Source organism: Sorangium sp. So ce1036 (assembly GCF_051369805.1).
Taxonomy (GTDB): Bacteria; Myxococcota_A; Polyangia; order Polyangiales; family Polyangiaceae; genus Sorangium; species Sorangium cellulosum_F.
Genome location: NZ_JBBMOX010000001.1, coordinates 8,033,626 through 8,048,332, shown reverse-complemented (window position 1 = coordinate 8,048,332; position 14,707 = coordinate 8,033,626). Strand labels below are relative to the sequence as shown.

General features: G+C 72.9%; 11 protein-coding genes. 5 read left to right on the top strand and 6 right to left on the bottom strand.

Going from position 1 to position 14,707, the window contains the following annotated elements:
- Positions 1 to 60 precede the first annotated feature (60 nt).
- Positions 61 to 846 carry an SDR family NAD(P)-dependent oxidoreductase gene (locus WMF31_RS30270; protein WP_436605283.1) on the top strand — a complete coding sequence of 262 codons (786 nt, stop codon included), beginning with the start codon at positions 61 to 63 and terminating at the stop codon, positions 844 to 846.
- Positions 847 to 852: 6 nt separating this feature from the next.
- Here WMF31_RS30270 and WMF31_RS30265 read toward each other — a convergent pair whose 3' ends face one another.
- From WMF31_RS30265 to WMF31_RS30255, 3 genes are read right to left on the bottom strand one after another with little or no spacing between them, the layout of a single operon-like run.
- A complete protein-coding gene (locus WMF31_RS30265; RefSeq protein WP_436605282.1) occupies positions 853 to 3,180 on the bottom strand; it encodes a di-heme oxidoredictase family protein in 2,328 nt (775 codons plus the stop codon).
- Positions 3,181 to 3,231: 51 nt separating this feature from the next.
- The gene (locus WMF31_RS30260) at positions 3,232 to 4,812 is read right to left on the bottom strand and encodes a DUF1552 domain-containing protein (protein WP_436605281.1); all 1,581 of its coding nucleotides are present in this window, start codon (positions 4,810 to 4,812) and stop codon (positions 3,232 to 3,234) included.
- Positions 4,813 to 4,864: 52 nt separating this feature from the next.
- Positions 4,865 to 6,496, bottom strand: coding sequence for a DUF1592 domain-containing protein (locus WMF31_RS30255; RefSeq protein WP_436605280.1), 1,632 nt, complete (start codon positions 6,494 to 6,496; stop codon positions 4,865 to 4,867).
- A gap of 126 nt (positions 6,497 to 6,622) precedes the next feature.
- On the opposite strand from WMF31_RS30255, the gene WMF31_RS30250 reads away from it, so the two are divergent.
- The gene (locus WMF31_RS30250) at positions 6,623 to 7,483 is read left to right on the top strand and encodes a LamG domain-containing protein (RefSeq protein ID WP_436605279.1); all 861 of its coding nucleotides are present in this window, start codon (positions 6,623 to 6,625) and stop codon (positions 7,481 to 7,483) included.
- 3 nt (positions 7,484 to 7,486) lie between these two features.
- Here WMF31_RS30250 and WMF31_RS30245 read toward each other — a convergent pair whose 3' ends face one another.
- The 3 genes from WMF31_RS30245 to WMF31_RS30235 are packed head-to-tail and all read right to left on the bottom strand — an operon-like array spanning position 7,487 to position 10,070.
- Complete coding sequence (locus WMF31_RS30245; protein WP_436605278.1) at positions 7,487 to 8,494, bottom strand: hypothetical protein; 1,008 nt, start codon at positions 8,492 to 8,494, stop codon at positions 7,487 to 7,489.
- Positions 8,495 to 8,503: 9 nt separating this feature from the next.
- Complete coding sequence (locus tag WMF31_RS30240; protein ID WP_436605277.1) at positions 8,504 to 9,451, bottom strand: hypothetical protein; 948 nt, start codon at positions 9,449 to 9,451, stop codon at positions 8,504 to 8,506.
- Positions 9,444 to 10,070, bottom strand: a complete 627-nt coding sequence (locus WMF31_RS30235) for an RNA polymerase sigma factor (RefSeq protein WP_436605276.1) — start codon at positions 10,068 to 10,070, stop codon at positions 9,444 to 9,446. The genes WMF31_RS30240 and WMF31_RS30235 overlap by 8 nt, the downstream gene beginning before the upstream one ends.
- A gap of 801 nt (positions 10,071 to 10,871) precedes the next feature.
- Here WMF31_RS30235 and WMF31_RS30230 point away from each other — a divergent pair.
- From WMF31_RS30230 to WMF31_RS30220, 3 genes are all read left to right on the top strand, one after another.
- Entirely contained in the window at positions 10,872 to 11,753 is an 882-nt protein-coding gene (locus WMF31_RS30230; protein ID WP_436605275.1) for a hypothetical protein, read from the top strand.
- Positions 11,754 to 12,197: 444 nt separating this feature from the next.
- Positions 12,198 to 12,680, top strand: coding sequence for a hypothetical protein (locus WMF31_RS30225; protein WP_436605274.1), 483 nt, complete (start codon positions 12,198 to 12,200; stop codon positions 12,678 to 12,680).
- 219 nt (positions 12,681 to 12,899) lie between these two features.
- The gene (locus tag WMF31_RS30220; RefSeq protein WP_436605273.1) at positions 12,900 to 14,651 is read left to right on the top strand and encodes a sigma-54-dependent transcriptional regulator; all 1,752 of its coding nucleotides are present in this window, start codon (positions 12,900 to 12,902) and stop codon (positions 14,649 to 14,651) included.
- The last annotated feature ends 56 nt before the right edge of the window (positions 14,652 to 14,707 follow it).

Below are 14,707 nucleotides of genomic sequence, written 5' to 3'. Positions count from 1 at the left end.
CGCGCGGGCGCCGATGCGGTTTTTTCTCGGTCCAACCGCGGAGCGTATACTCTCGCCGCCATGGCGTTCGTGGTCGTCATCACCGGTGCATCCAGCGGGATCGGTCGCTCGCTCGCGCTCGCCTGGGCGAAGCGCGGGGCGAGCGTGGTGCTGAGCGCGCGCGGGCAGGAGGCGCTCGAGCGCGTCGCCGCCGAGGTGCGCGCGGCGGGCGGCGACGCGCTCCCGGTGGCGGGGGACGTGACCGTCGAGGAGCACCGCGCGGCGCTGTGCGAGCGGGCGCTCGGCGCGTACGGCCGGCTGGACGTCCTGGTGAACAACGCCGGGCGCGGCTACTACGCGCCCACGCTGGAGATCGAGCCCGAGAAGCTCGAGGAGATCTACCGGCTCAACGTCGTCGCCCCGGTGCGGCTCGCGCAGCTCGCGATCGAGCCCCTCACGGCGGCGAAGGGCACCATCGTCATGGTCTCCTCGATCGCGGGGCTCGCGGTCGCGCCGAGGATAGGCCCGTACGCGTCGTCGAAGTTCGCGCTGGAGGCGCTCTCCATGACGCTCCGCGCCGAGCTCGCCTCGCGCGGCGTGCGCGTGCTCGTCGTGCGCCCGGGGCCGGTCGCGACGCCGTTCCACGAGCACGCGGTCGTGATCGACAACGACGTGGGGTACCGCCCGCCGGGCCACAAGGCGCAGAGCCCCGACGAGGTGGCCGGGAGGATCGTGCGCGCGGTCGACGCGGGCAGCGAGGTGCTGGAGACGAGCCTGTTCGTGAAGGCCGCGAGCCTCGCGGTCCGCGTGGCGCCCGGCCCGGCGCGCTGGTTCTCGAAGCGCATGGCGCGGCGCTCGGGGTTCTGAGCGAGCTCAGAGCGAGCGCAGGAAGGCGACGACGGCGTCGCGATCTTCCCTGGGGAGCGCCATGAAGCGCCGCTTCGGGGCCTCCGCCTCGCCGCCGTGCCACAGGATCGCCTCGACGACATCCCGCGCCCGGCCGTCGTGCAGGAGCTGGGTGTGGCCGTTCACGGCCTCGAGCAGCCCGATGCCCCACAGCGGCGGCGTTCGCCACTCGCTCGGCCCCGCCAGGTGATCGCTCGTCGACGTGTCCGCCAGCCCTTCCCCCAGGTCGTGCAGGAGCAGATCGGTGAACGGGTGGATGATCTGATCGCGCAGCTCGACGAACGGGTGATGGCTGCCCGTCTTCATCGTGGGGACATGGCAGCTCGCGCACCCTGCCTGGTTGAACAGCGCCTCGCCGCGCTGGACCGCCGGGTCCGCCGTGTCGCGGCGCGGCGGCACGCCGAGCATGCGCATGTAGGCCGAGAGCCGGTCGAGATCCTCGTCGGCGAGCTCCGGACCCGCGCCCGTGCCACCCTGGCAGCCCGCCTGCTCCTCGCCGCACTCCTCGATCGGGAACAGGCGCGTCGTCACGCCCATGTCCACCACCAGCGCGTCGGCGACCTGGTGGGGCACGCTCACCTTGCCCGCCTTCCAGCCGAAGCGCCCGAGCCGCAGCTCCCCGGAGACCGGATCCGGGATCAGGTTCGGACGGCCCGAGATGCCATCCCCGTTGCAGTCCATCCCGTCCGCGCGCTCGAGCACCGCTTCCTCCGCGATCGCCTCGAGGAGGCCCATGCCCACGACCTGGCGGGCGACGCGGACCGAGTAGCTCGTGATCGGCCCCGCGGAGAGCCCGTCGAAGCGGAACGTGGGCCTCCGCAGGACATACGGCGTGCCGTCGGGGAACTGCCCAGGCTCCTCCGTGTACGCCACGGTGGCCGTGCCCTCGCCGGGGCTCCCGCCCGGCGCCCTGTCCTGGAGCTGCCGGCCGTAGCTCGGGTGGACCGCGGGCGCGCCGTTCGCGCTCGCCCCGGCGCCGAACAGCCGCACGACGGTGGTCGCCATGGCCTCGCCGGGCTCGGGCGGGGCGCCCCGGCCGTTGTGGAGGTGGCAGCCCACGCACGCGCCCTGGTTCGAGAGCGGCCCCGCCTTGCCGGCGTGCTCGTCGAAGACGGGATTACCGCCCTCGCTGTGCTCCCCGGTGGCGAAATCCGTGTGGAACAGGCGGCGCCCCTCGAGGAATCGCTGGATCGAGCCCTGCTGGATGTTGAGCGCCATCTGCTCGTAATAGAGATGAGGCTCCTCGTAGATGTACGGGATCGTCCCGTCTCCGCCCGACAGGGCGGCCTCGTTCGGCGCGTCGAACGGCGTCAGCTCGCCGCTGCCGACGCGGTAGCGGAACGTGTCGCTGTAATAGCTGGTCCTCCCCTCGACGGTGGCCGGGTCGAGGAACACCCCGAACTCGAACTCGAGCAGATCGCCCTCGCGGATCTCCCTGTTCTCCCTGGCGTTGCGCTCCACGACGAACTCCCAGTGGGTGCTCGAGATGCGCTCCATGCCGTGGTTCGCGTGGAACACGTTGCCATCGCCCGTGTACCAGCAGCGAAAATTGATGACCTGGTCTTCGGACGCGTTCGCGATCGGGAGCCAGGTGACCTTGATCGTGCCGCCGCCCGCCGGGATCGCGTCCTCGATGACGAACTTGTAGCTTCGGTTCTCGAAATAAAGCGGCTGGAACGGGCTGAACTCCTCCTCTCGCTCGTGCCGGCCGCGCACGCGCCCCGCCGCCTCCAGCGTGATCGTCCCGTCCGCGGCCCTCGTCGTGATCGCCTTTCCTCCCGCGGCTGCGGGGAACAGGGGGGAGACCTTGCCGCTCACGCCGGAGCACGCGCCGGGCGCGACCTCGCCGCCGTCGCAGGTCGCGGCGGGCGGCGCTCCCGAGGCGAAGTAGGCGTAGATGGCCTCGAGATCGCCCGCCGCGAGCTCCTGCTCGTCGAAGGCCGGCATGCGGTCCGTGCCTTTGCGCACCTGCTCCGTGAACTCCGAGAGGGGGCCGTCGAAGGCGAACAGATCGGGAAACTCGCCGGTCGGCTCGCCGTGGGCGCCGTGGCATCCGCCGCAATGGAGCGCGAACGCCTGCGGCGGCGCCGGCCCGTCGCTCGCCTCCGCGCAGGGCGCGCCGGGTTGCCCGCCCCCGCCGCCCGGCGTCTCCCCCGGCGGCGTCTCCCCCGGCGGCGTCTCCCCCGGCGGCGACAGGTCGCCCGCGCACCCGAGCCCTGCCGCGCCGGTCGCGAGCAGCCCGAGCACGATGTCGAGACCCCCAAACACCCATCGACGTGAGCGGCGTTCGACCATCTCGCTCGACCTCCGACGTGAGCCCATCCATCGAGACCGTGATTCACCGCGCTACCGCAAGATCTCCTCGAGCAGCGCGTTCGGCTCGCCGCGGCGATCCTCGCCGAACGACGAGACGCCCAGGCCGTAGTACTGGTTCATGATGGTGAACCACAGATCGCGGAGCTGGCGATCGCTGCCGAGGGCGCCGTAGGCGACGTGCGCGTCGTTCAAGAACACGCCGTCGCCGCCGAGGAGCACGATGGGCAGGTCGTACCCGTCGTGATCGTGCGAGCGCATCTCGCTCATGTGCACCATGACGCAGTGATCGAGCACCGTGCCGTCGCCCTCGGGGATCGCGTCGAGCCGCTGCGCGAGCTGCGCGCTCTTCTGGGCGAGCCAGCAGTTGATCGCCGCGAAATCGAGGTTGCTCTGCTGGACGATCTTGTACTGGCCGTCCTGGGTCGCGCGGTCCAGGTTGCCGGGGCCGTGCTGGGAGCCGTGGTAGTGCAGGCTGCTCTCTCTCCTGTACGCGAGCCCCACCTGGGCGCGGACGTCCTCCGGGATGCACCGGTACTCGAACTCGGAGCGAGCGTCGTCGAGCATGTGGGTGATCACGCGCGTCACGTCGCATTGAATGGCCATGACGATGAGGTCGATCATGACCTTCGCGTGATCTTCGTGCTTGTACTGGCCGGCTTCCGTGCTGTCGTTCTCGTTGAGCCCCTCCGCCTGGCCCGGCGGCTCGGGGACCACGCCGGGCTTGCCGATCGGGCTGCAGCCCAGGCCCGCCGGGGGGGTCATCGTCGACTGCACGCGGGTCGCGTTCTTCTCGATCTCGCGCAGCGAGTCCAGGTATTGCTGGACGATCTTGCGATCGTCGGAGCCGACCCGGTTCATGAGCGAGTTCGCGTCGGCGAGCACGCCGTCGATGACGCTCTTCTCGGTCGCCGCGCGGCGCTCCGCCTCGATCCTGGCCTGCTCGTCGCTCTGCCCTGGCACGGCCCCCCCTTGCGCCGCGCCCGCGCCGACGAGCGCGTCGAACACCGCTCTCGGGTTGACCGAGCGCTTCAGCGGCTCGCGCGGGCTCTTCCAGGAGATGGCCTGGTTGTAGGCGTAGCTGCGCTGGTCGAAGAAGCCGGGCTTGACCCCGAGCCCCGTCTGCAGCGACGGGATGCGGGTCGCCTGCTCCGGGCCCGCTTTCTGGACGATGAGCTGGTCGACCGAGACGCCGTTGCCCACCCACTCCCCGAGGTCCTGGCGCGCCTCCCTCCCCAGCCGATCGGCGTCCACGCAGGTCGAGAGCGCCGCGTTGAGGCGCGAGTGGGAAGGCTCGATGTAGGGGTGCTGCTCCGTGCTCCACGTGTAGTTGCCAAGGCGGCTGATCATGAGCATCTTCGACTTCACCGGCGCGAAGTGCTGGAGCACCCTCGGCAGCTTGAAGTCGGCGCCCTTCAGCGTCTTCCCGAACGCGGGGGCCGTCTCCCACCAGTGATGGGGCGCCCCGTTCGGGAAGGTGCAGAGGATGAAGCGCTTCGGGGTGCCGAGCTCCCCCGCGCGCGCCCCGCGCGGCGCGAGGCTCTCGAGCCACGGCAGCGCCAGGCAGACGCCCGCGCCGCGCAACAGGTTCCTGCGTGTCATCAAGCGTTTCATGTGCGCATCGCTCCTTCGTGCCTCGTCTCGTGCAGAAACAACCCGCGCGGCCTCACCGCGCCTCGTCCTTCGCGCGAAGGCGGAACGCCTCGCTGGTCACCACCTCCTTCACCAGATCCGCGATCGTCCCGCCGCCCCAGCGCGCGGTGATCTCCTCGATCCTGGCCCTGTCCCCGCCGCTCGGGCGCCGGCGCACGGCGTAGCTGAAGAGCTGCTCGGTGGGGCACTTCTCCTGCCGGGCGGCCTCCACGAGCACCGGCAGGAGGCCGGAGATGTCCTCGAACGCCACGCCCTCGTACACCCCCGTCGCGTCGATCGGGTCGCCGTTCGGGTATGCGGTCCGGTAGGCGCCGATCGGGTCGAAGATCTCCAGGCTCAGCCCGATCGGGTCGAGCACGTCGTGGCAGCTCGCGCAGTCGGGCGACGCGCGGTGCTTCTCGAGCTCCTGGCGCACGTTTTCGATGGGGCCCTCGTCCCCGCCCGCGGCGCCGAGCTCCGGGATGTCCACGTTGGCGGGCGGCCCCAGGGGCACGCAGAAGAACTGCTCCAGGATCGTCTTCGCGCGGGACGTGGGAGAGGTCCGGTCCGCGCGCGACGACAGCGTCAGGAACGCTGGGAGCGTGAGGAACCCCTCGCGCACGCCCTCGGGGTCGTTCGCGTAGATCGGCTCGAGCAGCCGGCTCTCCGGGTGGGGCGCCGTGAGGAACTCGGACCAGGGCCGCCCGCCCGTCGTGAAGCTCGCGAAGTAGGCGTTGACCTGGTCGAGCATCGCGCCCTTCACCTCGTCGTTCCAGACCGGGAACCGGGTCGCGTCGGCGTTGTGGCTGGGGAGCGTGCGCGTGCCGAGCCACTGCCCGAAGAAGTTCTGGAAGAAGGCGGCGCTCTTCGGATCGGCCAGCATGCGGTCGACCTGCCGCCGGAGCTCGTCCTCGGTGGCGAGCTCATCGCCCTCCGCCGCGTCGAAGAGCGCCTCGTCCGGCATCGAGCTCCAGAGCAGGTACGAGAGGCGCGACGCGATCTCGTGGCCGCTCAGGGCGCCCGGCGATCTCTCGGAGTCGGGCCCCACCTCGATCCGCAGGAGGAAATTCGGCGACGTCAGCAGGGTCCGGACGACGTGCTGCACCGCCTCGACGGGGGACATCTCGAGGGTGGCCAGCGCGTGGGCGTACTGCGCCGCGTACCGGTCGACCTCCGCCGCCTCGAGCGGGCGGCGGAAGGCGCGCAGCCCGAAGCGCTCGATGATCTCGCGCGCGCACCCGTCGCCCGCGCCCTCCGCCGGGTCGCACACGAGGATCGCGGCGCGCTGCGCCTCGTTCGAGAAGGCGTCTTCGGCGAGCGTCTTGGCGGCGTCGTAATACCCCTGGACCAGGACCTGCGAGAGGTTCGAGAGCGCGTTGACGTTCGCGTCGAAGCCCTTCGCGCCGAAGGCGGGGAAGCCATCCGCGGGCCTCAGGCGCGTTCCCAGGAGGTGGGCGACGGTGTTGTTGTACTCCGACGCTGTCATGTGATGCAGGGGCATCCTGTCCGGCGCGACGGCGGCGCCTCGCTCCGGATCGTCCTGGCTTCCATCGTCCTGGCTTCCATCGCCCTGGCTTCCGAGGGTGCCAGTGCACGAGATGCCCAGGAGACATCCCCCGGCGACGAGCCACGGACTCGCGAACACTCGGTCAAGTCTGAACGTCATCGTCGTCTCCCGCGTGTGGAATCGGCAGTGAGACCCTCGTGACCGGAGCGCGCCGATTTCGTGATCAAATCGACCACGCGGCCGCGATAAGATCAGGTCGTGCCCTGTGCGCAGAAAACTGTGGTGATGGTGTTGCTCCTCGGGCTGTCCGGGTGCGGGGCGGACGTGGAGATCGCGGTGGGCCGCATGAATCCGGCGTCAGCGGCGAGCGGCAGCGGCGGTCAGGAGGGCAGCGGCGGTGAGGCGGGCAGCGGCGGTGAGGCGGGCAGCGGCGGTGGAGGGGGTCATGGTACGATCTCCTGTGATGTATTGCCGTCGCCGATCCATCGGTACACGTTCGACGGTGTGGGAGATGTCGTCGCCGATCTCATCGGAGGTGCTGACGGCGTGATCCTCGGCGGCGCGAGCCTCGATGGCGGAGGGGGGCTCACCCTCGACGGCGAGGACGACTACGTCGATTTGCCGGCGGGGCTCCTGGCGGGATTGCGCGACGTGACCGTCATGGTCTGGGTCGTCCGCGACCGCGGAGGGGCCTACCTGCGCATCGTCGATTTCGGCCTCGCCACCGGAGGCGAAGATCCCGTCGAAGGCGAGGGGGGGGTGGGAACGTCCTACCTGGTGATCACCCCCTCGACGGGGTTCGAGGTGCGGGGGGTCTCCGCGCTCGCGAGCGACAGCGGCGTGAGGGGCGAGGTGGCGATCCACGCCGAGCCGACGCTCGAGGATGGCGAGGTCCATCAGGTCGCCGTCGTCTTCGACGGCGCGGCGGCGACCCTGGCCCTCTACCTGGATGGCGCGCTCCTCGGCAGCGACCCTGTCGGCTTTCCGCTCTCGGCGATCGAGGACGTGAACAACTGGCTCGGGCGGTCCCAGTTCGATGCGGACCCGTACTTCGGTGGGCGCTACGACGAGCTGCGGATCTACCGCGAGGCGCTGGCCGGCTGCGCGGTCGAGGCCGCCTTCCGCGCCGGCCCGGATCGGCCCTGAGGCTCAGAAGGCCAGCGCGAGGCCGAGGCGGGCGCTGAGACCTGCGGCCGGAGGGCGATAGACGGCCCCCTCGAGGTTCTCGACGACGAAGCGGGGCCGCCGCAGGGGGGCGACGGCGTGCAGCGCCCCCTCGACCCTCAGGGGCCCGGCGAAGCGCCGCCCGACAAGCGTCCCGAGCCCGGCCGCGAAGATCGGCGCCGTGCGGGCGAAGGCTTCGTCGACCTCGCGTCCCCGGGCGAGGAGCCAGTGCTGGCGGCCGAGCGCGCAGACGTACACGGAAAGGGGGCGCTCGAGGGCGCGCGCGCACGCGTCGACCTCGAGGAACCAGAGCTGGAACTCGGCGCCGGCGGCCATCCCGGCGATGCGGCTCGAGCTCGACGGCACCACGCCGGCCGCCCCGTCGGCGCGGAACCAGCCGCTGCGGATCCCGCCGCCTGCAGCGAGCCCGATGCCGACCGCCGGGACGAGCGCCTGCTCGATATGCGCGCTCAGCCAGAGCGCCCCTTCCAGGTCGCGCTCGGATGCCGCCGGAGGCCGGGCCGCCGCGGCAGGCGGCGGACGCGGCGCGCCGGCGACGGGGGCGGCGACCGCCGAGGGCGGGGCGGGCTGGGCGGCGGGTTGCGCGGCGGCGTTCCGCGCGACCGCGTCGGGATCGATCGACATCGCGACGATCAGCGCCGCCGCCCGCGACATCGACGCGCAGTCGTCGCCGCGGATCACGCGCTCGCCGGGCGACGGCGCGCGGATGCGCAGATCGAGCCGGAGGCGCGCGCCGCCTGCGCGGGCGACGGCGATCTCGACCTCGATCGGCTGGTGCTGCTCCGACGCGCCCAGGAGCCGGACGATCTCGCTCCGGACCTCGTCGGCCGGCGGGCACCCGTCCGGCGCTTCCCAGCGGAGGTCGACGGCGCGCGGCTCGGCGGGCGCCGCGAGGGCGCTCGCGGGCAGGACTGCCGCGACGATCAGCGCCTGCAGGGCCGACGGGGCCCGGGCCCACCTGGAGACGTGCACCCGGGCACTTTACTCCTCCTTCCCGCACGCGGCGCGCACGCGCGTCGCGAGGGGCGAGTCCGGGCTCTTCGCGAGCAGCCTCGCCGCGATCGTCCTGCCGGACGCCGCGCGGCCGGAGCGGCAGAGCGCGATGGCGCGCGACGCCTCGCGCTCGGTCGAGAGCACGCCCCTCGGGTACCGGCTTGCGTGCTCGTTCAGCTTCGCGAGCGCCTGCGCGAACTGGCCCGCCTGCAGCGCCTGCTGCGCGTCGCGCAGCAGCGCGATCTCCGCGTCGAGCCCCTCGGCGCCCGGCCTCGCGGCGGCGGCCGCCGCGGGCGCGGGCGCGCGCGGTGCAGGCGCGCGCCGCGCAGCGCCCGTCGCGGGCGCGGCGCTTGCCTCGGCGGGGCCGCTGGCCTCGGCGGGGCCGCTGGCCTCGGCGGGGGCGCTTGCCTCGGCGGGGGCGCTTGCCTCGGCGGGCGGAGGCGACCCGTCGCTCGGCGCGCTGGAGGGCGCGGCGGCGCGCAGGGCACGGGGCGTCGGGTCTGCGATCCTCGCCGCTGCCACCGCCCGCGGCGCATCGAGCGGGTCGCCCGATGCGGGGAGGTAGACCGCTGCGCCCGTCGCGAGCCCCACGACAATCGTCGCGAGCCCGATCTTCAGCGGGGCGCCGAGCAGCGTGACGGCCGTCCCTGTCGCGACCGCCGCGCTCGCCGCGCCGGCGGCCCCGGCGCTCGCGGCGCCGGCGCTTCCGGCTCCCGCGGCGCCGGCGGCCCCGGCGGCCCCGGCGGCCCCGGCGCCGGCGGCCCCGGCTCCCGCGGCGCTCGCCGCGCTCGCTGTCACGGCGGTGGCCGCCGCCCCGGCGAGGCCGATCCTCGCCCACACGGCCGCGCGCATCCGGCGCCTGTCGTCGTCGGTCGGCTCGTCCGCGTCGCGGAGGGCGTTCAGGAGCGCCCGCTCACCAGGTCTCAGCTCATCCATGGCGGCCTCCTCGGATCCTGGCGTGGTGGCGGCGCACCGCGTCGGAAAACGCCTGTCGAGCGGCCCTCAGCCGCGCATACACGGTGTTGATGTTCACCCCGATCCCCTGCGCGATCTCCGTCGCCGGCATCTCTTCCAGCTCGGCGAGGAGGAGCACCACGCGCTTCTCCTCGTCGAGCGACGCCAAGAGCTCGCGCGCGACGCGCGCGGCCTCCGCCCTCGTCATGGCCTCGTAAGGACTGAGGTCGCTCGGCCCGGCGAGCAGCTCCGGATCCACGGTCTCTCCGTTCCCGTGGTGGGCCGGGCTCTTGCGGCGCAGCGACCTCCGGTGCGTCTGCACGACGTTGACCACGATCCCGAAGACCCATGTCTTCAGCGACGAGCGGCCCCGGAACTCCGGGAGCCGCCGGTGCACGACGACGAACACCTCCTGGCACACGTCCTCGTGGGCCGAGGCGTCCACGCCGAGGCGGCGGACGGTCCGCCAGACGAAGGGGAAGAGCTCCTCGTACACCTCGGCGAAGTCGAGCGGCGCGGACTGCACGCCGGACGCGGGGGCGGCGGGGGCCGCGCCCGCGGGCGGAGGCGAAGGCGGTGCGACCGCCGCGCGGGCGGTCACGGGCTGCACCCCTCCGCGCGGGGGCCCGCGTCACCGTCGCTTGCGCAGGTGGTTTCATGGTCGTCTCCAGGGTCGCCGTGGGCCATCGCGCCAGGATGCAGAGCTCCCTCCACGCAGGAAGCGGACAGGAGGAGCCCGGGGACGGGGCTGATGCCGCAGAGGGGGGCTGTCGGGGTGCGACGCATGGCTCGAGGGGTCTGGTGACCGGTTCCGCCCCGTTCCGTGACGGAAAGTGGAGGAGGCCCGGGGGCGCGGGCGCATCGGGCGGGTCGCCGGTGGGATGATATCCCACGGCATGCGCGGGATCGTGCGCCGCCGCGCACCGCGGCGGGCAGCTCGCGCACGCGCGCGCTTGACGGCCGCGACGAGCGCGCCGAGAAAAAACGGGTGACCTCCTCTCGCTGGCTTGCCGCGCTTGCGGCGCTCACCGTTCCGTTGGCCGTCTCGGCGACGGCCCTGGCCCAGGACGATTCTCCCCACCCGCCGTCTCGTCCTGCGCCGGTTCCGTCCGACTCCGCGCAGCAAGCACCGCCGCCTGCGCCAGCGCCCACGCCGGAGCCGCCCGCGCCAGCGCCCACGCCAGAGCCGCCCGCGCCAGCGCCAGCGCCGGAGCCGCCCGCGCCAGCGCCCACACCAACGCAGCCCGCGCCCACGCCGGTGCAGCCCGCGCCAGCGCCCACGCCGGAGCCGCCCGCGCCAGCGCCCACGCCGGCGCAGCCGGCGCCCGCACCCACGCCGGCGCAGCCGGCGCCCGCGCCCACGCCGGTGCAGCCCGCGCCCACGCCTGCGCCGCCCGCACCCGTGCTACCGCCCGCGCTGCCGCCGGTGGCGCCGCCCCGTGCGCCCGCGCCCGTGCAGCCGGCCACGCCGCCCCGTGCGCCTGCGCCGCCTGCGCCCGTGCAGCCGGCCACGCCGCCGCGTGCGCCCGCGCCGCCTGCGCTCACCCCGCCGCCTCCCGGCGCCCCCGTGCCGCCGCCCCCGCCGCGGAGCCAGCCCGCGCCGCCGAGCCCTGCGCCGCGCCGGGCCGAGGTCCCGCCGGAAGCGGCCGCCCCGGTGCCGCCGCCTCCTCCAGTCGAGCGCGAGGAGCCCGAGGAGCGCGAGGAGCCCGAGGAGTCCGAGGAGCTGGAGCAGCCCGAGGAGCCCGAGGACGACGACGGCGACGGCTTCCGGTTCCGCTTCGGCAGCACCCTCGGCGGCGGGATCATCGAGTCACCCACGGGCACGGGCGCCGTCTTCGCGCTCTCGGCCCGGCTGGGCTTCCAGTTCAACCACCATCTCGGGATCTATTACCAGAACACCCCGATGGTCACGCTCACCCCCGAGAGCACCGCGAACAGCGCGGGGTTCGAGGCGGGGTTCATCGATTACAACTCGCTGCTCGCGAGCTTCACGGTGTTTCACGTCATCGATCTGGGCGCGGGGCCGTCCCTCGATTACGTGGCCGTCGCGAGCTGCGGCACGGAGATCCCGGGGATCTCCCTGGAGATCCCGGAAGCCGGCTGCGAGAGCACCTCGGCCTGGTACTTCGGGGCCCATGCGCGGGCCTCCCTGATCCTGGGCGGCCTCTCCGGGAGCGGGCCGCGGCGGAGCGGGTTCGCCATCAGCGCCGATCTCCACCCGGTCTTCCTGCCCGAGGGGCCGACCATCACCTTCACGCTGGGGCTCGGCAGCGAGTGGTATTGAGTCCGTGAGCGCGGCGGCCGAGCGGCTGCCGCGCCGCTCCGGCCGCCGCTCGACCCGCCGGGGCGTGCCGAACCGCTCGGGGCCTTGCGTCTCGGCAGGACGCGGCGCGTCCCCGGACGCAGGCCCGGCTGACGAGCGCTGAGCCTCGCGGCGATCGGAGGCTCGCGTCTCGGCAGGACGCGGCGCGTCCCCCCCGGACGCAAGCCCGGCTCGCCATCTCGATCACGTATCCACGCCTCGACGCGTCGACGGGCGCCGATCCGTGGGCGTCCATCTCTTCGAAATACCCGCACGCCCGGGCCCGTGCGCGCTGGCCTCGATGTTGCTCTAGGTGCCTCGCGTGCGACGGCGCGTCGGCCGCCGGCACGCGCGCGGGCACCGCCACCTGGCTCGCCCCGTTCTCTTATCGCCTGACGTCACCCCTAGTCGAATCGAGGTCAAGACATGTCGAACATCAACGGAATCGCGGCCTACAGCGGCAGCTATCAGGAGCACAAGCACCCGACCACCGGGAACAAGGCGCCGCTGCTCACCGTCCACCACAAGCTCTGGACGCAGACGGTCACCACGAACTCCGGCTCCTACATCCAGGCCGAGGTCTGGGTGTCGAACGACGGCCAGACGATGCTCCGGAACGTCAACGTGACGGTCACGATCCAGGGCGGCGACGGGATCTGGGCCCCCCAGTTCTGCGACTCCGCAGGCAACCTGCAGCCTGGTACCTTCCTGCCGCCGTTCGAGATGGGCGACCTGCAGCCCGGCCAGACGTCGGCGGTCCACAAGTACTGGTGGAAGGCCGTCAAGCCCAACGTCCCGCAGAACGGGGGGGACTTCGACGCGCAATTCACGGTGATCCCGGACTTCCAGGTCGTCTACTCCGACACCGACGACTACTTCACCGACAAGTCCCACGTGAAGATCGGCTGACGTCGATCCCGACCACCGCCGGCGACCGGGAGCGAGGCCGCGCGCATCACGTGACCGCATTCGGTCGCGCGCGGCGCGCCACGGCGCCGGCGGCGGCTCGGGGCCGAGGTTCGCGTCCAGATCCGGGGGGCATGGCCGTGATTGTACCGCGACGCCCGAGGCCCGCGACGAGCGGGCGCCGAGCACGTCGCGAGGGCCATGATACGGTACGATGGGGACATGCTCGGACACGATGTGCTCCCCACGTTGATCACCCGCCTGATGGCCGCCACGCACTTCGAAGGAGCCGCGACGGCGGCGCTCGAGGCGATGCTCGACTGCGTCCATGCGGCGCTCGCCGAGAGCCCCTTCGCGACGAGCGCGCGCCTGCTCCGCGCCATGGTGCACCTCCGACCGAGCGATGGATATCAGCGCCTCTTCGGCGTCGAGCACCGCACCGGCGCCCAGGTCGAGGGCACGGGTTACCTCACCTCTGCCAACGTGTGGCGATGGGTCAGCGAGCATCGCTGCTCGGTCTCGATCGACGTGCAACGCGGCGTCCTTCATGCGTGGGTGCCCGAGGGGCGCGTGGAGCGGCGCGAACCCATCGACGCGGCCGGCGTGCCTGGGCACGAGACACGCGAGCGCATGCTCGGCCGCGACGCGACGCACGTCCACGTCGTCCCGCTCCGTACGCCCGGCGAGGGCGTGAGCGGCATGATCGCGATCGAGGCGAGCTGCAAGGCCGCGGCTGGGCAGGAGTTTGTCTGGGGCGACTGCGAGGAGCAGCTCGAGCTCATCGCGACCGCCGCCGTGGCTTACCTCGGGGCGCTCCCCCCGCGCCCGAGCTGCGCCGCGCGCACGGATGCCCTCTTGCCGGTCGTCGGCCGGGCGACGACAGGGCTCATCGAGCTCCTGCGCGTCTTCGCCCAGCAAGAGGAGACGGTGCTCATCAGCGGCCCGACCGGCTCGGGGAAGTCCAGGCTCGCGCGCTGGTGCCACGAGCAGTCGCAGCGCGAGGGCAAGCGCTTCGAGACGCTCGATCTGCTCAGCGTGCCCGAGGAGCTCCAGATGGCCGAGCTCTTCGGCTGGAAGCGCGGCGCGTTCACCGGCGCCATGAGGGACGCCGCCGGCGCCATCGCGCGCGCCGCGCAGGGCACGCTCTTCATCGACGAGATCGACAAGCTGTCGCTGAAGGCCCAGGCGGGCCTCTTGCGGGTGCTCGAGGAGCGGCGCTACAGGCCCCTCGGCGACGAGGGCTCCGACAAGCACGCGGACGTGCGGTTCATCGTCGGCACGAACGCCGATCTCCGGGCGCAGGTCCGCGCCGGCAAGCTCCGCGAGGACCTCTATTACCGGATCAACGTGTTGCCCGTGCGGCTGCCGCCGCTCTCCGACCGGCTCGACGAGCTGCCTCTGTGGGCCGAGTACATGCTCGGCCGGCGGCACGAGGAGGCCGGTGGCGGCGGGGCGGTGCGCATCGCGCGCGAGGCCGTCGATCTCCTGATGAGCACGCCATGGCCCGGGAATCTGCGGCAGCTCGACAACATGGTCCGCCGGGCCTACGCGATCGCGCTCTCGGATCGAGGCGGCGCGGGCAGCGAGCTCTTGCTCGCGCGGCGGCACGTCGAGCGCGCGCTCGCCTATGACGGCGCGCCCGAGGCAGGCACGCTGTTCGAGCAGCTCCTCCGCACGGCGAGGGCGTTCGTGCAGGAGGCGGAGCGGCGCGAGGGCAGCGCGAGCCCGCTCTCCCTCGATCTGATCGACGCGCAGCGGGGCCTCGTGCTCGCCGTCGCGGTGCAGCGGCGGGGCCGTGACGCGGCGTTCGCGCTGCTCGGGCAAGAACAGCTCCTCAGGAACCGCAACCACCACCGGGCGCTGAAGCGGGAGCTCGATCGGGTACGTGAGCTCCTGCACGTGATCGGCGGCGAGATCGATCCGGCGCTCGCCACGGTGCTGGATTCGGCCGACGCAACGGCCGAAGGGCGTTGAGGCGACGCGCGCGTCGCAGGGTGGTCATCTGTAACATGCGGCACATGTCGGGCCAC